This is a genomic window from Enterobacter cloacae complex sp. P6RS (assembly GCF_014982245.1).
GTDB classification, from domain to species: Bacteria; Pseudomonadota; Gammaproteobacteria; order Enterobacterales; family Enterobacteriaceae; genus Enterobacter; species Enterobacter bugandensis.
Window position 1 is genome coordinate 89,207 of record NZ_JADCLB010000017.1, and the last position, 18,826, is coordinate 108,032.

Here is an 18,826-nt window from a genome sequence, read left to right on the forward strand (position 1 = left end):
GAAAATTTTTCTCCCTTCATTCTATTTTAAAGGCCAGATAGCAACAATTTTTTCTGTGCTTTTCGCTATGCTGGGCACAAAATGACAAACGGATAACTACGATGAATAGCACCTGGGTTAAACATGCCATCAGCGAAATCAATGCCGACTACCAGCGCTCGGCGGATACCCACCTGATTCGCCTCCCCCTGCCGGGATTTGACGGTATTCATCTCTACCTGAAGGATGAAAGCACCCATCCTACCGGTAGCCTGAAGCATCGCCTGGCGCGCTCTCTGTTTTTATACGGTTTGTGCAACGGCTGGATCAAAGAAGGCACGACCATTATTGAATCCTCATCCGGTTCAACGGCGGTGTCTGAAGCCTATTTCGCTCGTCTGCTGGGCCTGCCGTTTATCGCCGTGATGCCCTCCTGCACCGCAAAACGAAAAATCGAGCAGATCGAATTTTACGGCGGACGCTGTCATTTTGTGGAAAGCGCCTGCGAAATCTATGCCGCCTCTGAAATGCTCGCCCGCGAGCTAAACGGCCACTATATGGACCAGTTCACCTTTGCCGAGCGCGCAACGGACTGGCGCGGCAATAACAACATTGCCGACAGTATTTTCCGCCAGATGACCCACGAACCGCATCCGGTTCCGTCGTACATTGTGATGAGCGCCGGTACGGGCGGCACGTCAGCCACTATCGGACGCTACATTCGCTGTCAGGGCTACGATACCCAGCTGATGGTAGTTGACCCCCAGAACTCCGTGTTCCTCGACTACTGGCAAAGCCGCGATGCTGGCCTGCGCAGTCCGGTGGGCAGTAAAATTGAAGGAATTGGCCGCCCGCGCGTGGAACCGTCGTTCATTCCTGACGTTGTCGACGAAATGCTCCGCGTGCCGGACGCCGCCAGCGTCGCCACCGCGCACTGGCTGGAAACGCAGCTCGGCCGCAAGGTGGGCGCATCAACGGGCACCAACATGTGGGGCGCACTGCAGCTTGCGGCACGCATGCGCGAGGAAGGCCGTACCGGCTCCATCGTCACGCTGCTGTGCGACAGCGGCGAGCGCTACCTTGAGACCTACTACAATGCGGAGTGGGTACAGGCCAACATCGGCGACATCACCCCGTGGAAAGCGCAAATTGCGCAGCTGCTGAAATAAAAAAAAAGCCAGACCGAAGTCTGGCTTGCTGGAAGGGTCTCACTATTCGGGGGAATATGGGAGGTTGTTGTTGTCCAGCCAATGCGTCAAAAAATGGGACACCGCTTCGTTGCCGCAGTGTCCGATAACCGGCAGATGAGGAAGCTCTGCGATCAGCTGCGGCATCGCATTCCCCATAATCAGACCGCGCCCCACGCTGCCCAACATTTCGCGGTCATTCATGGCGTCGCCAAACGCCATACACTCCTGCAGCGTTAAGCCCAGGTGGTCGCTGAGCACCGCCAGGGCTGAACCTTTGTTACAGCCCACCGGCAGGACTTCAAGACAATCCACCGCCGAGAAGGTCAGGTGCGCCCGGTCGCCCAGCGCCTCATTTAACTGAATGCGTAAGCGGCAAAGATCGTCGTGATCGCCACAGAAGCAAATCTTGGTCACCGCGTGGGCGGGGATCCGGCGCAGATCGATAAGCTGGTATTTGAAGCCGCTATAAACATGCGCGTGCAACAATTCGGGGATTTCGCTTCCGGTAAACCAGCCTTGATCGTTGAATACGTGGATACTGGCCTGCGTGTCCCACGTGCTGTGCAGAACAATATCCGCCACTTCCGGGTTGAGATCCTGGCGGTGCAGCACCTCTCCTTCAATGGTGTGAATGCGCGTTCCGTTACCCGTGATTAAAAACGCATCCAGGGAAAACGTGCCCAGCAGATGACGCATCTCCAGCACGTGGCGGCCAGTGGCAAACGTCAGGGTGACATCACGCTCGCGCAGACGCTTCAGGGTACTCAGCGTTTTCTCCCCCAGACGGTGATCCGGCATTAACAACGTACCGTCCATATCAAATGCAGCGAGGCGGGCCATGATTACTCCTGAAATGTGATGCGATTAACTTGTGCATCAGTATCGTGTGATATATACGGAAGTAATAGTGAATAGATGAAAATTATTGTTCCGGGTTTCTTATGCGCCAGCTTAACCGCCTTAACCAGTATCAACGCCTGTGGCAACCTTCCGCTGGCGCTCCACAGCAGGTCACCATAAGTGAGCTTGCCAGCCGCTGTTTTTGTAGCGAGCGACATGTCCGCACCCTGCTGCGTCAGGCTCAGGAGGCGGGCTGGCTCAGCTGGCACGCGCGGTCTGGTCGCGGCAAGCGCGGTGAGCTGACGTTCCATGCCAGCCCGGAGTCACTGCGCAATGCGATGATGGAAGAGGCGCTGAAGAGCGGGCAGCAGCATAACGCGCTGGAGCTGGCCCAGCTTGCTCCTGAAGCGCTGAGATCGTTGTTGCATCCATTTTTAGGCGGGCAGTGGCAAAACGACACGCCGACGCTGCGCATCCCCTACTATCGCTCGCTGGAGCCGCTTCAGCCGGGCTTTTTACCTGGCCGGGCGGAGCAGCATCTGGCGGGACAGGTATTTTCAGGCTTGACGCGTTTTAACGGTAACAGCAGTGAACCCACGGGCGATCTCGCGCATCACTGGGAGGTCTCTGCTGACGGGCTGCGCTGGCATTTCTACATTCGCTCCACCCTGCACTGGCATAACGGCGATAAAATAGAAACGGCGCAGCTCCAGCGAAGCCTGACGGCACTGTTGACGCTTCCCGCCCTGCGCACCCTGTTCAGGAGCGTTTTACGTATCGAAACATCGCATCCACAGTGTCTGACATTTATGCTGCATCAACCGGACTATTGGCTGGCGCACAGGCTGGCAACCTACTGCAGCCGTCTGGCGCATCCCGATTATCCTGAACTTGGCTGCGGCCCTTTCCGGCTGGCCGCCTTTGAGCCCGACCTGGTTCGTCTGGAAAGCCATGAGCAATACCACCTGAGCCATCCGCTGCTCAAAGCCATCGAATACTGGATCACCCCCCAGCTGTTTGATTACAGGCTGGGCACCAGCTGTCGTCACCCGGTGCAAATCGCGATTGGCGAGGCCGATGAGCTTGAAACCCTGAGGCTGGTCAGCACCAGCACCAGCCTGGGCTTCTGTTACCTCACGCTGAAACAGAGCGCGCGTCTGAGTGAGATCCAGGCGAAGCGGCTTATCAATATCATCCATCTCTCCAGGCTTCTGCACACGCTTCCGCTCAACGAAGGACTCATTACGCCCACCGGGGAACTGCTTCCCGGCTGGACAATCCCCGAATGGCCTGACTTAACGGACGTTGCCCTGCCTGAGGCGCTGACGCTGGTTTACCATCTTCCCGTTGAGCTTCACACCATGGCCAGCCAGTTAAAGGCGTACCTGGCGCAACAGGGTTGTGACCTGACCGTCATCTTCCACGACGCCAAGACGTGGGACGGATGCCAGCAGCTTGCCGATGCAGACATCATGATGGGGGACAGGCTGATTGGCGAAGCGCCAGCGTATACGCTTGAGCAGTGGCTGCGCTGCGATGCCCTGTGGCCGCACGTGTTAAGCGCACCGGCCTACGCCCATCTGCAAGCCACGCTGGATGCGGTGCAGTCTCAGGCCGAAGCTCGGGACCGACACGCCGGCCTGCAAGCCATTTTCAACCGCCTGATGGAGAATGCGGTGCTGACGCCGCTTTTTAACTATCAATATCAAATCAGCGCCCCGCCGGGGGTCAACGGCATACGCCTCAACACCCGGGGCTGGTTTGATTTTACCGAAGCCTGGGTACCCGCCCCCAAATCGTGAAGAAGCTGGTCGCCGCCGTAGCCAGACGGTAACATAACGGTTTTACCGTAACAGTCGAGATGATTTATGAAACGTGCCGTCGTCGTGTTCAGCGGAGGACAAGACTCTACAACCTGCCTGGTTCAGGCCCTTCATCAGTATGATGAAGTTCACTGTGTGACTTTCGATTATGGCCAGCGTCACCGCGCTGAAATCGACGTTGCCCGTGAACTGGCCCTTAAACTGGGGGCACGCGCGCACAAGGTGCTGGACGTTACGCTGTTAAATGAACTGGCCGTCAGCAGCCTCACCCGGGACAGTATTCCTGTACCGGACTACGAACCCGATGCCAGCGGCATTCCGAACACGTTTGTGCCGGGGCGTAATATTCTGTTCCTGACCCTGACGGCGATTTATGCCTATCAGGTAAAAGCCGAAGCGGTAATTACGGGCGTATGCGAGACCGACTTCTCAGGATACCCGGACTGCCGCGATGAGTTTGTCAAAGCGCTCAACCACGCCGTCAATCTGGGGATGGCGAAAGAGACGCGCTTTGAAACCCCGCTCATGTGGCTGGATAAAGCCGAAACCTGGGCGCTGGCCGACTACTGGGGCAAGCTGGATTTGGTTCGCAGCGAAACCCTCACCTGCTATAACGGCATCAAAGGCGACGGTTGCGGCCAGTGCGCCGCCTGTAATCTGCGCGCTAACGGGCTTAACCATTACCTGGCTGATAAAGTCGGCGTGATGGCGGCAATGAAGCAAAAGACCGGGCTTAAATAGCGTTTTTTGACCGTGCTGTCGCAAAACAGGTGTCGACAGCACGAGTGCGCCTTAATATGTCTTATACGATCATCAACTCCAGCTTTTCCCGCAATTCCCCTTCCAGCGGTAGCGCTTTCTGAGTTTTCAGATCGATACAGACAAAGGTGATCAGTGCATCAGCCACCACCTGCCCTTCTGGATCGAGCGTCACCACCTGGCTTAACACGCCGCTTTTGCCGTTTAGCTGTTGTACCTGGCTGGTCACGGTGAGCACATCGCCCAGCACGGCCGGACGGCGATAGTTGATGTTGATATTGACGACCACGAACGCGATGTTGTGCGCGGTCAGCCACTGAAAGCTTTCGCTGTTTTCCAGCCCGTCCCAGCGCGCTTCTTCAAGAAACTCGAGATAGCGAGCGTTATTGACGTGCTGATAAACATCAAGATGGAAACCGCGTACTTTGATTTTTGTCTGCATAGCGCAATAGCCTTTCATTGTTTTAGGATCAGAGGTCATAACTGGTATGACCTCTTTATCCTGGCAAACTTTTGCCGCAGTGCAAGAAATTGCGTTATTACAGTGTCAGGTGTGAGAGGTTGCGCTCAACCAGCGCGCTGCCCATGCCCGGAACCTGTTTGAGATCGTCGACCGTTTTGAATGGGCCGTACTCTTCACGATAGCTGACGATAGCCTGCGCTTTTTTCAGGCCCACGCCATTCATTGCGCGGGCGAGATCCTCTGCCGAGGCCGAGTTAATGCTGACCCGCGTACCGTCATCATCCGCATTTTTACCGGCGTCAGCCGCTTTGGTCTGCCCTTGTACCGGCGCGGCCGCGTCTGACTTGCTCTGCGTAGCCTGTGGTTTGGCGGCGGGCGTCGCCGCCTGCGCGCCCGCGCTCATCCCGGTGGTGGCAATAGCCAGCGTAATTAACAGTGCTTTGATTCCACATTTCATGCTGTTATCTCCTTGTTTGTTGACAGCCACGCAACGATAGCCGCCTGTGAAAACAGGCACAAACAGCAGATTGCAGAAATGGAAAAGGCCGCGAAAGCGGCCTTTAGTTTTTGCAGAGCGTTACGAAAATCTGCGAGCAGACACGTAATTACTGCTGCTGAGTCATGACATCGCCCAGCTTGATTTTGGCGTCTTTACGCAGGTTGCTCATCATGGCTTCGAAAGCAATCTGAGCATTGTTCTGAGTAATGCCCTGAACCATCGCCTTCTTCTGCGCTTCTGGCAGAGTGCCGGCTTTCACGTCGTCCAGCGCCAGCAGAACAACGTTACCCTGCATATCGGTGGTGGTACCGAAGCTTGGCTTGTCTTTTGCCGGCAGCGTCAGGCTAAACGCGGCCTGACTGATTGGGTCCTGACCGGTACGGCTCAGCGTTTTCGCCTCACCGAAGCTCAGGCCAGCCGCTTTCAGCGCGTCCTGTTTACCCGCTTTCAGATCGGCCAGAATTTTCTCAGCGTCCAGTTTAGCCTGCTGTTCTGCTTTGTTGTGCTTAACCTGAGCGACGACCTGATCCTTCACTTCCGCCAGCGGTTTGACCGCTTCTGGCTTGTGCTCGCTGACGCGCAGAACAAAGGCGCGATCGCCGTCAACGGTAATGATGTCAGAGTTGCTGCCCGGCGTGCCGTTCTCGCCCACCAGACCACCGTTAAAGATGGCATCAGAAACCGGTTTGAAGTTCAGCTCTTCCGGCAGGTTGTCGCGACCAAACCAGCCGGTCTCAACCGCTTTCACACCCGCCGCCTGCTCTGCACCTGCCAGAGATTCGTTGTCGTTGCTGGCAGCATCGCTCACCTTCTGCTGCAGCGCGTAGTAGGCATCCAGGGCTTTTTCCTGTTTCACTTTCGCGGCAATATCATCACGAACCTCAGCCAGCGGCTTGGTTTTCGCCGGGGTGATGTCGTCCAGACGCACGACCAGGAAACCAACGGATGATTTAATCACACCAGACAGCTGGCCTTTCTCTTTCAGGCCGGCATTTTTCAGCTCGTCGGGCGTGGTTGCGTCTTCCAGCCAGCCCATATCACCGCCGTTTTTCGCAGAGATAATGTCGGTGGATTTCGCTTTCGCAAGGGTGGCAAAATCAGCGCCTTTGTTCAGCTCATCCAGTACCGCCTTAGCATCTGCTTCAGTTTTGGTCTGAATCACGCTGTAGCGGTTACGCTGCGGCTGAGTGAACTGATCCTGATGCTGGTCGTAGTAAGACTGGATCTCGGCATCAGACGCGCTTTCCTGCAGCGCAGCTGCATCCAGCTTGATGTAGCTGACGCGGAACTGCTCCGGAGAAACAAAGGCGTTTTTATTCTGCTCGTAGTAAGCATTAACATCTGCGTCGCTCACCTGCTGTTTCGCCGCCAGGGCGTTCACATCAATGGTCGCTTCACGGACCACGCGCTGCTGTGCCACCAGCGCGGCCAGTTCGTCGGTTTCACCTTTAAGCATGAAATCGGTACCCACAACAGCGTTAATGAGCTGCTGGGTTGTCAGCTGGTTGCGCAGCGCCTGTGCGTACTGATCCGCCGTCATGCCCATCTGGTTGACGATACTGTTGTAACGCGCGTTGTCGAATTTACCGTTAGACTGGAATGCCTGAGTGGCGAAGATCGCTTTTTTGACCTGCTCGTCGCTGATGCCAAGGCCCAGCTTTTTGGCATACTGATCCAGCAGCGCTTCGTCGATAAGACGGTTCAGTGTCTGTTGGCGCAGGGTTTTCATATACCCTTCATTCGCCGCCAGTTCAGAGAATTGGTCGCCCAGCTGTTGCTGCATACGGTTACGCTCACCGGCAAAAGCATTCTCGAACTGACCACGGCTGATTTCCTGGCCATTCACTTTTGCGGCATAGTTCGCGCCACCGCCAATAAGGTAACTGCTCACGCCGGTCAATATGAACGACACGATAATGATACCGAAAATAATCTTGAGCACGAGACTGTTAGCAGCCGTGCGTAAGCTGTCCATCATGGTGTAACAACACTCCGCTGTAGGTGACTGGTTACCTGACGCTGACGGAAAATCCTGCCCGTCGCGCGTGAAGGCGTATTGTGACAAGAAAACGGGGCGATTGTCAGCCCACAACTCGCATAAACTCGCACAAATCAGGTCTGGACAAACAAAAAAGGCACATCAAACGATGCGCCCTTGTACTATCCGGCTTCCCTGAAACGGGAAAGCAATCAGTTTACTGCGTCTTTCAGCGCTTTACCTGCACGGAAACCCGGCACTTTAGCAGCAGCAATGGTGATCTCTTTACCGGTCTGAGGGTTGCGGCCAGTACGGGCAGCACGCTCTTTAACAGCAAAAGTACCGAAGCCTACCAGTGCAACGTCGTCCCCAGCCTGCAGAGATTCAGTAACAGAAGCAATTAATGCATCTAACGCACGTCCAGCTGCAGCTTTAGAAATATCAGCACCAGCAGCAATTTTGTCAATCAGTTGAGATTTATTCACTGTTCTCTTCCTCTCTTTATAATTTATATCGCGCCTGAGTCCTTCACAACGCGACCGCGCAGCAGTTATATCAGGCCTGCCATGACCTTACAACACCCGTTGTTGATGGCTGACCTAATCAGCAATCTAAATTAGCTATACAAAAAAAGGCTGGCAAGTGCGAAATGACTTACCAGCCTTGTTTTTATTGACGCTCTTTGCGCGAGGTCACTATTTTGCGGTTACAACCTGCATTCCGGAGGGTTCATTCTGCAGTGCAAGACTGAGAACTTCCTCAATTCGCTTAACAGGATGGATCTGCAGATCGGCAATCACGTTGTCCGGAATCTCTTCCAGATCGCGTTTATTTTCGTAAGGGATCAATACGGTTTTGATCCCACCGCGGTGTGCCGCCAGCAGTTTTTCTTTTAACCCGCCGATTGGCAGGACCTGACCGCGCAGCGTAATTTCACCAGTCATTGCCACATCGGCACGTACCGGGTTGCCCGTCAGACAGGAAACCAGAGCGGTGCACATGGCAATACCCGCGCTTGGGCCATCTTTCGGCGTCGCCCCTTCAGGAACGTGAACGTGAATGTCGCGTTTTTCGTAGAAATCCGGGTTGATACCCAGTTTTTCCGCGCGCGCGCGCACCACGGTCAGCGCTGCCTGGATGGACTCCTGCATCACTTCACCCAGCGAGCCGGTGTAGGTCAGCTTGCCTTTGCCCGGCACACAGGCGGTTTCGATGGTCAGCAGATCGCCGCCCACTTCCGTCCATGCCAGACCGGTCACCTGACCCACGCGGTTTTCATTATCCGCGCGGCCATAGTCGAAGCGCTGAACGCCCAGGTAGGCATGCAGATTGTCGCCGTTAATCACGATGTGCTTCAGGCTCTTATCCAGCAGCAGCTGTTTTACCGCCTTACGGCACAGCTTAGATATTTCGCGCTCAAGGCTACGCACGCCCGCTTCACGGGTGTAGTAGCGAATGATGCCGATAATCGCGCTGTCCTCGACGGTCAGCTCGTTGGCTTTCAGCGCGTTACGCTCAATCTGCTTCGGCAGCAGGTGCTGTTTAGCGATGTTCAGCTTTTCGTCTTCGGTATAACCGGAGAGGCGGATCACTTCCATACGGTCCAGCAGCGGTGCCGGTATGTTCATGGAGTTGGACGTTGCCACGAACATTACATCGCTCAGGTCATAGTCCACTTCCAGATAGTGATCGCTGAACGCCACGTTCTGTTCTGGATCAAGCACTTCCAGCAGTGCAGATGCCGGATCGCCGCGCATGTCCGACGACATTTTGTCGATCTCATCAAGCAGGAACAGCGGGTTTTTAACGCCCACTTTCGCCATTTTCTGGATCAGTTTACCCGGCATAGAACCGATGTAGGTACGGCGGTGACCACGGATTTCCGCTTCATCACGCACGCCGCCCAGCGCCATACGGATGTACTTACGTCCGGTCGCTTTGGCGATGGACTGGCCCAGAGAGGTTTTACCCACCCCCGGCGGTCCTACCAGGCACAGAATTGGGCCTTTAATTTTGTTTACACGGCTCTGTACCGCGAGGTACTCAAGGATGCGGTCTTTCACGCGTTCCAGGCCGTAGTGGTCAGTATCGAGGATCTCCTGGGCCTGACGCAGGTCTTTCTTGACCTTGCTGCGGGCGTTCCACGGAACCTGCACCATCCACTCAATGTAGCCGCGCACGACGGTTGCTTCAGCCGACATCGGAGACATCATTTTCAGCTTCTGCAGTTCTGCTTCGGCTTTCTCTTTCGCCTCTTTCGGCATCTTCGCCGCGTCGATCTTACGCTTCAGCGCTTCGTTTTCGTCCGGTGCGTCGTCCATCTCGCCCAGCTCTTTCTGAATGGCCTTCATTTGCTCATTCAGATAGTACTCACGCTGAGATTTTTCCATCTGCTTTTTCACGCGGTTACGAATGCGCTTCTCAACCTGCAGCAGATCGATTTCAGACTCCATCATCGCCATCAGGTATTCCAGACGTTCGTTAACGTCGGACATCTCCAGCACAGACTGTTTGTCAGCCAGCTTCAGCGGCATGTGTGCAGCGATGGTGTCCGCCAGACGCGCAGGATCGTCGATGCTGTTCAGCGACGTCAGCACTTCTGGTGGGATTTTCTTGTTCAGCTTGATATAGCCTTCGAACTGGCTAATCGCGGTACGTACCAGCACTTCCTGCTCGCGCTCATCAAGTTCAGGCGAATCAAGGTACTCTGCCTTGGCAGAGAAGTGTTCGCCATCGTCTGACAGCGTGGTAATACGCGCACGCTGTAAGCCTTCGACCAGCACCTTCACGGTGCCGTCCGGCAGCTTCAGCATTTGTAAAATAGAGGCCACGGTCCCGACGGTGAAAAGATCGTTTACACCCGGCTCATCCGTTGATGCTTCTTTCTGGGCCACCAGCATGATTTTTTTATCATGATCCATGGCGGCTTCGAGGCAACGGATAGATTTTTCCCGCCCTACAAATAAGGGTATGACCATGTGCGGATAAACCACCACATCGCGCAACGGCAATACGGGGATTTCAATGCGTTCAGAACGCTCAGGATTCATAGAGCTCTCTCTTAGTTTAGTGTCCGCCAGGTAAGCTGGTCATGTCACAGTGCTTCACATAACCATTAACATGTATCCAGTATATGGGGATGTTTCCCACACATTCAACGCTATGAATACGGAAAAAGTAAAGGGGAGATAAAATCCCCCCTTTTTGATTAACTGCTTGTATGATTTGGTGAATTATTCGCCAGATGCCTGCTGGGCTTCCGGTTTACCGTAAATCAGCAGCGGCTTGGATTGGCCGCCGATCACGGACTCGTCGATAACCACTTTTTCGACGTCTTCCATCGACGGCAGATCGTACATGGTGTCGAGCAATGCCGCTTCAACGATAGAGCGCAAACCACGCGCACCGGTTTTACGGGCCATCGCTTTCTTGGCAATCGCATCCAGCGCTTCGTCACGGAATTCCAGCTCAACGCCTTCCAGATTGAACAGCGCCTGATACTGCTTGGTCAGCGCATTTTTCGGCTCTTTCAGGATCTGAATCAGCGCGTCTTCGCTCAGCTCATTCAGCGTTGCCACAACCGGCAGACGGCCAATGAATTCAGGGATCAGACCAAATTTGATCAGATCTTCGGGCTCAACCTGCGAAAGCAGTTCACCTTCGTTGGCTTTCTCGGACTTCGCCTTCACCGTTGCGCCAAAACCAATGCCGGAGCCGGTTTCAACACGGTGGGAAATGACTTTATCCAGACCAGCAAACGCGCCGCCGCAAATGAACAGGATCTTGGAGGTATCGACCTGCAGGAACTCCTGCTGCGGATGTTTGCGTCCACCCTGCGGCGGAACGGCCGCAACCGTACCTTCGATCAGCTTCAGCAGGGCCTGCTGCACGCCTTCACCCGACACGTCACGGGTGATGGACGGGTTGTCTGATTTACGGGAGATCTTGTCGATCTCATCAATATAAACAATCCCACGCTGTGCTTTCTGAACGTCGTAATCGCACTTCTGCAGCAGCTTCTGAATGATGTTCTCAACGTCTTCACCCACATAACCGGCTTCGGTCAGGGTGGTGGCATCCGCCATGGTAAACGGAACATCCAGCAGGCGCGCCAGGGTTTCCGCCAGCAGCGTTTTACCGGAGCCGGTTGGCCCGATCAGCAGAATGTTACTTTTGCCCAGTTCTACACCATTGCTGGTGTCGCCGTTACGCAGACGTTTGTAGTGGTTGTATACCGCCACCGCCAGCACTTTCTTGGCCTGCTCCTGACCGATGACATAGTCGTCAAGGTGATGACGAATCTCATGCGGCGTTGGCAATGCGCTACGCTCACGGTGCGGCGCAACTTCTTTAATCTCTTCGCGAATGATGTCGTTACATAAATCGACGCATTCGTCGCAGATATACACGGACGGCCCGGCAATCAGTTTACGCACTTCATGCTGGCTTTTGCCGCAAAAAGAGCAGTACAGCAGTTTGCCCGAACCATCTTTGCGTTTATCTGTCATGAGTCCAAACCTCTTTTTAAGTTCTTTGTGCCGCACATGACGACGCAAATGCCATTCTAAGACGCGTGTGCTTTAAGCAGCGTGCCGCCCTACCTTAGTATAGCGGCACACTCGCGTCGCGGGCATCAATTACGATGGGTCAATACGGAGTCGACTAAGCCGTACTCAACTGCCTCTGGAGCAGAGAGGAAGCGATCGCGCTCGGTATCGCGCTCGATCTGCTCAAGAGATTGACCTGTATGCTGCGCCATAAGTTCATTCATGCGCGCTTTTACTTTCAGAATTTCGCGGGCGTGGATTTCGATATCCGTCGCCTGCCCCTGGTAACCCCCCAGCGGCTGGTGAATCATCACGCGGGAGTTAGGCAGGCAGAAACGCTTACCTTTCGCCCCTGCGGTTAACAGGAAGGCACCCATGGATGCAGCCTGTCCCATACAGATAGTGCTGACATCTGGCTTGATGAACTGCATGGTGTCATAAATGGACATGCCCGCCGTAATCACACCGCCAGGCGAGTTGATGTACAGGTAAATGTCTTTTTCCGGGTTTTCCGCTTCCAGGAACAGCATCTGCGCCACGATCAGGTTAGCCATATGGTCTTCTACCTGGCCGGTCAGAAAGATAACGCGTTCCTTGAGCAGACGGGAATAGATATCGAAAGAACGCTCACCGCGTGAGGTCTGTTCAATAACCATTGGCACCAGCGCCATATGGGGTGCAAAGTTATCTCGTTCGCCACTGTATGACATTTCCGTCTCCTGGTTCAAAATTGAAAACACCTGCTGTACTGATTGTAACCTTATGGACGGATTATCAGCCAGTCTCAATCATCGTGATTACATACTTATGGGGTTCGCCACGCCCTATTTCAAGCATAACAACCTTTTGTTGTAACGCTAACACTGAAAGGGCGTTTTAGCACCCTTCCAGAACCCATGCAGCGATAAAAAAAACCCGTCGCCGGAAGGCAACGGGTTTTTTGTTCAAACTTTAAACCGTTAGAGCGAAATTACGCCTGCTGGTTCATCAGTTCGTTGAAAGAGGTCGCTTTTTCGGTCACTTTCGCTTTCGCCAGTACCGCTTCAACAGCCTGCTCTTCCAGTGCGACGTTGCGCATGTTGTCCATCAGCTCTTTGTTCTTACCGTAGAACTCGATCACTTCTGATGGATCTTCGTATGCAGACGCCATCTCTTCGATCAGGCCCTTCACACGCTCTTCGTCAGCTTTCAGCTCGTGGGTACGAATCACTTCGCCCAGCAGCAGGCCAACAACAACGCGGCGTTTCGCTTGCTCTTCGAACAGCTCGCGCGGCAGTTCCATCGCTTGCTGCTGGTTGCCACCGAAGCGCTGTGCAGCCTGACGGCGCAGCACGTCGATTTCGCTGTCGATCAGGGCAGCAGGAACGTCGATTTCGTTCGCTTTTACCAGACCTTCAATCGCCTGAGATTTCACGCGGTTACGCACAGCACCGTTCAGCTCGCGCTCCATGTTCTTACGCACTTCGGTACGCAGGCCAGCAACAGAACCATCTTCCACGCCGAAACGCTTGATGAACTCTTCAGTCAGTTCTGGCAGTTCGCGCTCTTCAACTTTCTTCAGGTTGATGACGAACTTCGCTGCTTTACCTTTCAGGTTTTCAGCGTGGTACTCTTCAGGGAAGGTCACGTCGATGGTGAACTCTTCGCCCGCTTTGTGGCCTTTGATGCCGTCTTCGAAGCCTGGGATCATACGACCCTGGCCCATTGCCAGTACGAAGTCAGACGCTTTGCCGCCTTCGAACTCTTCGCCGTCTACAGAACCGGTGAAGTCGATGGTTACGCGGTCTTCCGCGTCAACAGCGCCTTCTTTCTCTTTCCAGTTCGCCTGCTGCTTACGCAGGGTGTCCAGCATGCCGTCAACGTCTTCGTCAGTCACGGAAACGATCGGTTTTTCAACTTCGATAGATTCCAGGCCTTTCAGCTCAACTTCCGGGTACACTTCGAACTCTACGGAGTAGGTGAAGTCTTCGCCCAGTTTGTATTCGCCTGGCACGTAGTTTGGCGCGCCGGCTGGATTGATTTTTTCTTTGATGATCGCGTCGATAAAGTTGCGGCTCATCAGTTCACCCAGCACATCCTGACGCACGGAAGCGCCATAACGCTGAGCAACAACATTCATTGGTACTTTGCCCTTACGGAAGCCGTCAATACGTACTTTTTTTGCTACGTTGACCAGCTCGCTTTTCACAGCAGTTTCGATGCTGTCAGCAGCGATAGTAATCGTTACACGGCGGCCAAGGCCTTGAGTGGTTTCAACTGAAACTTGCATCTTGTTACCTCAAAAAAATCACAGTGCTCGGTCAACTCTGAATCTGTCTGTTATACCGGGATGCTCTCTTAGTGCAGATTCACATTCCCTGTCGCCAGAATCATCCCGAAGACATTCAATAAGACGCGGCATTATAGCGGCATCACTTAGGTGAGTCGAGAACGGTTGGAGCATGTTGCTGCGGCTTTTTTCACACTTTAAGGCTATTTTTAGCCTTAAAATCGCACCATCCGCTCAAAACTCAGACAAAACAAAACGGCCCGGAGGCCGTTTTGAGGAAATCTGTAAGCAACATACTGGAAAAGCTCCAGCCGTTGCAAATCCGATTTATCAGGCGATGGTGCCTGCACCGCGACAAGGCGGCGACGCAAAAACCGTATCCTGCAAGCCTTCCCATTCCTTAATGGTGTAGGTATGCAGTGCCAGCGCATGCACGGTCGTGGAGAGTTCTTCCGTCAAGGTGCTGTAGATCAGGCGATGTCGGTTCAGGAAACGTTCTCCCGTGAAGCGATCGCTAACCAGAACCACTTTAAAGTGGCTTTCAGAACCTGCCGGCACGTTATGACGATAGCTTTCGTCGACGACTTCGAGGAACACAGGGTTGAACGCTGCCCTTAATTTTTCTTCTATCTGTTCACGTATCATCATGAAATTACTCCTCCGACAACGCTAAGATGTCACCCATCCCTTTAAATGTTAGCCGCTTTTACCGTTTCCATTACACCTTGACAACAAATATTTAGCTTTCGTCTGATTTTCTCATTCAAATGCATGAAGTTCACTGTGAGACTCATACCTGTCGTCTCTGGCGGGAGGAGAAAAAGGATGAGCTGGTCAGTTTTCAGACAAGACGATGAATTTACATGCGTTGACCACTTCCCCTGGCCGTAGTCGATGATATGATGGCGGCAATTTTTCTCTCTTTAATGCTTACGATTCGTTGAGAACCTGAAAATGTTTAAAAAACTCTTCTTTCCGTTGGTAGCCCTTTTTATGCTGGCAGGCTGTGCGACTCCGCCTACCACTATTGATGTCTCACCAAAAATCACCCTGCCTCAGCAGGACCCAAGCCTGATGGGCGTCACCGTGAGCATTAATGGTGCCGATCAGCGTCAGGATCAGGCGCTGGCAAAAGTGACCCGCGACAACCAGCAGGTGACGCTGACCGCGTCCCGCGACCTGCGCTTCCTGCTGCAGGAAGTGCTTGAGAAGCAAATGACCGCTCGCGGTTACATGATTGGCCCAAGCGGCGCGGTTGATCTGCAGATTATCGTCAACAACCTGTACGCAGACGTCTCTCAGGGCAACGTACGTTACAACATTGCGACCAAAGCGGATATCGCCATCATTGCCACCGCGAAGAACGGCAACAAGATGACCAAAAACTACCGCGCCAGCTACTCTGTTGAAGGCGCGTTCCAGGCCTCTAACAAGAATATTGCTAACGCCGTTAACAGCGTGCTGACGGACACCATCGCCGATATGGCGCAGGACACCAGCATTCACGACTTTATCAAGCAGAACGCACGTTAATCCTGCTCACTGGCCCGGTGCTTCACCGGGTCAGTTCATAAGAACATGTCCAGTCACTACTTACGCATTTTCCAGCAACCGAAATCAGCAATTCTGCTGATCCTCGGCTTTGCCTCCGGTTTACCCCTCGCGCTCACCTCCGGCACGCTTCAGGCGTGGATGACGGTTGAGAACATCGATCTCAAAACCATTGGTTTCTTCTCGCTTGTCGGTCAGGCGTATGTCTTTAAGTTCCTGTGGTCGCCGGTGATGGATCGCTATACGCCGCCGTTTCTGGGGCGTCGTCGCGGCTGGTTAGTGATGACACAGGTCCTGCTGCTGCTGGCGATTGCGGCGATGGGCTTTCTTGAGCCGACCACACAGCTCCGCTGGATGGCCGCGCTTGCGGTGGTGATAGCCTTCTGTTCCGCCTCTCAGGATATCGTGTTCGACGCCTGGAAGACGGACGTGTTACCTGCGGAAGAGCGCGGTGCCGGTGCGGCGATCAGCGTGCTGGGCTATCGCCTCGGGATGCTGGTCTCCGGCGGGCTGGCGTTGTGGCTGGCCGACCGTTATCTCGGCTGGCAGGGTATGTACTGGCTGATGGCTGCCCTGCTCATCCCCTGCATTATCGCTACGCTATTTGCCCCCGAACCGAGCGACGTCATTCCGGTTCCCCGCTCGCTGGAACAGGCCGTGGCCGAACCGCTGCGTGACTTTTTTGGCCGCAACAATGCCTGGCTGATCCTGCTGCTCATTGTCCTTTATAAGCTGGGCGATGCCTTTGCCATGAGCCTGACCACCACCTTCCTGATCCGCGGCGTCGGTTTTGATGCCGGTGAAGTGGGCGTGGTGAATAAAACGCTGGGGCTGTTTGCGACCATCGTCGGTGCGCTTTATGGCGGCGTATTGATGCAGCGCCTGACGCTGTTCCGCGCGCTGCTGATCTTCGGCATCCTGCAGGGCGCATCTAACGCGGGCTACTGGCTGCTGTCGGTGACCGACAAGCATATGTTCAGCATGGCCGCGGCGGTGTTCTTTGAAAATCTCTGTGGCGGCATGGGGACGGCGGCGTTTGTCGCCCTGCTGATGACCCTGTGCAATAAATCGTTTTCCGCCACGCAGTTTGCGCTGCTCTCGGCGCTCTCGGCCGTTGGGCGCGTGTACGTAGGCCCGATTGCCGGCTGGTTTGTAGAAGCCCACGGCTGGCCAACGTTTTATCTCTTCTCGGTCGCGGCTGCCGTGCCGGGGATTTTATTATTGCTGGTGTGTCGCCAGACGCTGGAATATACCCAGCGGACCGAACACTTTATGCCGCGTACTGAATATCACCGCGCCTACCGATTTGCGTTACGTCTGCTAATGGCGGGCTGCGGCGCGCTGGCGCTATGGCTTGTGGTACTTATCGTTAACGCCAGTACGTCTCTGGCGCTCCCCCTCGAAGCTCTTCTGCTGGATGCAGGAGCCCTGCTGGCCATCGCCGGGATCCTGACGGGCGGTCTGCTCGATTTTATGGCACTGCGTAAAACGCAGTTGACCTGAAGAAAAAGTGAAAGGTTATTTCCCGTTGTAATCACTAACCGAAATTATAACGGTGAAATAGCCAACAGCCGCTAAAAAAATATTTGTTGTTTTGTGCGGGATAGGATTTGGAAATTATTGGAGCCAATTCCAAAACGCTATTTTTCATTAAACGATTCAGCATTGGAAAGTTTGATTTTTCGTTTTTTAGATGTCTTTTTATTGATAATTAATTGTTAATTTTTTGTATATTTTTAACAATGGTTATACCAATTGCCCCTTTTAGGGTATGCTTGGGGGTCCTTTCGTTATAAAGCCCATATAATGCGGCTTCGGTCATAAAAACCGACATAATCTGCAACACTTGTGACACGTGCGGCAGAACCCGGTAACACCTTCCTGACACAGGCCTAATGATGTTTACAGTAATGTAACCTTCCCGTAAAATGCCCGCACACTTTAAACGCCACCAGACTCCCGTGGAATTGAGGTCGTTAAATGAGACTCAGGAAATACAATAAAAGTTTGGGATGGTTGTCATTATTCGCAGGTACTGTATTACTCAGTGGCTGTGATTCTGCACTACTAGACCCCAAAGGACAGATTGGACTGGAACAACGTTCACTGATATTGACGGCTTTTGGCCTGATGTTGATTGTGGTTATTCCTGCCATTTTGATGGCTGTTGGTTTCGCCTGGAAGTATCGTGCGAGCAATAAAGATGCGAAGTATAGCCCGAACTGGTCACACTCCAACAAAGTTGAAGCTGTGGTCTGGACGGTACCTATCCTGATCATCCTGTTCCTTGCCGTACTGACCTGGAAAACCACTCACGCACTTGAGCCAAGCAAGCCGCTGGTTCACGATGAAAAACCTATTACCATTGAAGTGGTCTCCATGGACTGGAAATGGTTCTTCATCTATCCAGAGCAGGGCATTGCTACCGTGAATGAAATCGCCTTCCCGGCGAACACTCCGGTTCAGTTCAAAGTGACCTCCAACTCCGTAATGAACTCCTTCTTCATCCCGCGTCTGGGTAGCCAGATTTACGCGATGGCCGGTATGCAGACGAACCTGCATCTGATCGCGAATGAAGCAGGCACCTACGATGGTATCTCCGCCAGCTATAGCGGCCCGGGCTTCTCAGGTATGAAGTTCAAAGCTATTGCGACGCCGGACCGTGCCGCTTTCGACCAGTGGGTTGAAAAAGCGAAGCAGTCTCCAAACACCATGTCTGACATGGCGGCGTTCGAAAAAGTGGCTGCACCTAGCGAATACAACAAGGTGGAGTACTTCTCTAACGTGAAACCAGATTTGTTCAAAGACGTTATTGGCAAATTTATGGATCACGGCAAGAGCATGGACATGACCCAGCCAGAAGGCGAGCACAGCGCGCACGAAGGTATGGAAGGCATGGACATGAGCCACGCGGAAACCGCTCACTAA

At 53.8% G+C, this 18,826-nt stretch carries 16 protein-coding genes; 6 read left to right on the forward strand and 10 right to left on the reverse strand.

All coding sequences use genetic code 11. The features are described from left to right. Nucleotides 1-101: 101 nt before the first annotated feature. Nucleotides 102-1,148, forward strand: a complete 1,047-nt coding sequence (locus INF73_RS10575; RefSeq protein WP_028012169.1) for a PLP-dependent cysteine synthase family protein — start codon at nt 102-104, stop codon at nt 1,146-1,148. A 42-nt stretch (nt 1,149-1,190) separates the two neighbouring features. On the opposite strand, the gene cof is transcribed toward INF73_RS10575, so the two are convergent. Then, nucleotides 1,191-2,009, reverse strand: a complete 819-nt coding sequence (gene cof / locus INF73_RS10580) for an HMP-PP phosphatase (protein ID WP_063438305.1) — start codon at nt 2,007-2,009, stop codon at nt 1,191-1,193. Nucleotides 2,010-2,110: 101 nt separating this feature from the next. Here cof and INF73_RS10585 point away from each other — a divergent pair, with 101 nt between their 5' ends. Together INF73_RS10585 and queC are read left to right on the forward strand one after the other, a co-directional pair. Further along, a complete protein-coding gene (locus INF73_RS10585) occupies nt 2,111-3,811 on the forward strand; it encodes an SgrR family transcriptional regulator (RefSeq protein WP_045259902.1) in 1,701 nt (566 codons plus the stop codon). Between the two features lie 66 nt (nt 3,812-3,877). Continuing rightward, complete coding sequence (gene queC, locus INF73_RS10590; RefSeq protein ID WP_023332238.1) at nt 3,878-4,573, forward strand: 7-cyano-7-deazaguanine synthase QueC; 696 nt, start codon at nt 3,878-3,880, stop codon at nt 4,571-4,573. A gap of 61 nt (nt 4,574-4,634) precedes the next feature. Here queC and INF73_RS10595 read toward each other — a convergent pair whose 3' ends face one another. From INF73_RS10595 to bolA, 9 genes are all read right to left on the reverse strand, one after another. Further along, complete coding sequence (locus tag INF73_RS10595) at nt 4,635-5,033, reverse strand: YbgC/FadM family acyl-CoA thioesterase (protein ID WP_014830880.1); 399 nt, start codon at nt 5,031-5,033, stop codon at nt 4,635-4,637. 97 nt (nt 5,034-5,130) lie between these two features. Continuing rightward, the gene (locus INF73_RS10600; protein WP_028012163.1) at nt 5,131-5,511 is read right to left on the reverse strand and encodes a helix-hairpin-helix domain-containing protein; all 381 of its coding nucleotides are present in this window, start codon (nt 5,509-5,511) and stop codon (nt 5,131-5,133) included. A gap of 148 nt (nt 5,512-5,659) precedes the next feature. After that, the gene (gene ppiD / locus INF73_RS10605; protein ID WP_028012162.1) at nt 5,660-7,531 is read right to left on the reverse strand and encodes a peptidylprolyl isomerase; all 1,872 of its coding nucleotides are present in this window, start codon (nt 7,529-7,531) and stop codon (nt 5,660-5,662) included. Between the two features lie 212 nt (nt 7,532-7,743). Then, on the reverse strand, nt 7,744-8,016 hold the full coding sequence (hupB, locus tag INF73_RS10610) for a nucleoid-associated protein HU-beta (protein WP_002444653.1): 273 nt from the start codon (nt 8,014-8,016) through the stop codon (nt 7,744-7,746). Nucleotides 8,017-8,226: 210 nt separating this feature from the next. Next, nucleotides 8,227-10,581, reverse strand: coding sequence for an endopeptidase La (lon, locus tag INF73_RS10615; RefSeq protein WP_023334706.1), 2,355 nt, complete (start codon nt 10,579-10,581; stop codon nt 8,227-8,229). Between the two features lie 183 nt (nt 10,582-10,764). Next, entirely contained in the window at nt 10,765-12,039 is a 1,275-nt protein-coding gene (gene clpX / locus INF73_RS10620; protein WP_028012161.1) for an ATP-dependent protease ATP-binding subunit ClpX, read from the reverse strand. A 125-nt stretch (nt 12,040-12,164) separates the two neighbouring features. Next, the gene (clpP, locus tag INF73_RS10625) at nt 12,165-12,788 is read right to left on the reverse strand and encodes an ATP-dependent Clp endopeptidase proteolytic subunit ClpP (RefSeq protein ID WP_014069126.1); all 624 of its coding nucleotides are present in this window, start codon (nt 12,786-12,788) and stop codon (nt 12,165-12,167) included. A 260-nt stretch (nt 12,789-13,048) separates the two neighbouring features. After that, nucleotides 13,049-14,347: a trigger factor gene (tig, locus tag INF73_RS10630; protein ID WP_008503318.1), complete on the reverse strand. Its 1,299-nt coding sequence runs from the start codon at nt 14,345-14,347 to the stop codon at nt 13,049-13,051. Nucleotides 14,348-14,677: 330 nt separating this feature from the next. Further along, on the reverse strand, nt 14,678-14,995 hold the full coding sequence (gene bolA / locus INF73_RS10635) for a transcriptional regulator BolA (RefSeq protein ID WP_003859051.1): 318 nt from the start codon (nt 14,993-14,995) through the stop codon (nt 14,678-14,680). A 306-nt stretch (nt 14,996-15,301) separates the two neighbouring features. On the opposite strand from bolA, the gene INF73_RS10640 reads away from it, so the two are divergent. The 3 genes from INF73_RS10640 (at nt 15,302) to cyoA (ending at nt 18,826) form a co-directional block, all read left to right on the forward strand. Continuing rightward, nucleotides 15,302-15,880: a lipoprotein gene (locus INF73_RS10640; protein ID WP_028012160.1), complete on the forward strand. Its 579-nt coding sequence runs from the start codon at nt 15,302-15,304 to the stop codon at nt 15,878-15,880. 45 nt (nt 15,881-15,925) lie between these two features. Beyond that, nucleotides 15,926-17,401 (forward strand): muropeptide MFS transporter AmpG, encoded by a 1,476-nt coding sequence (gene ampG / locus INF73_RS10645; protein ID WP_193050706.1) that lies wholly within the window; start codon nt 15,926-15,928, stop codon nt 17,399-17,401. 477 nt (nt 17,402-17,878) lie between these two features. Further along, nucleotides 17,879-18,826, forward strand: coding sequence for a cytochrome o ubiquinol oxidase subunit II (gene cyoA, locus INF73_RS10650; protein ID WP_008503322.1), 948 nt, complete (start codon nt 17,879-17,881; stop codon nt 18,824-18,826).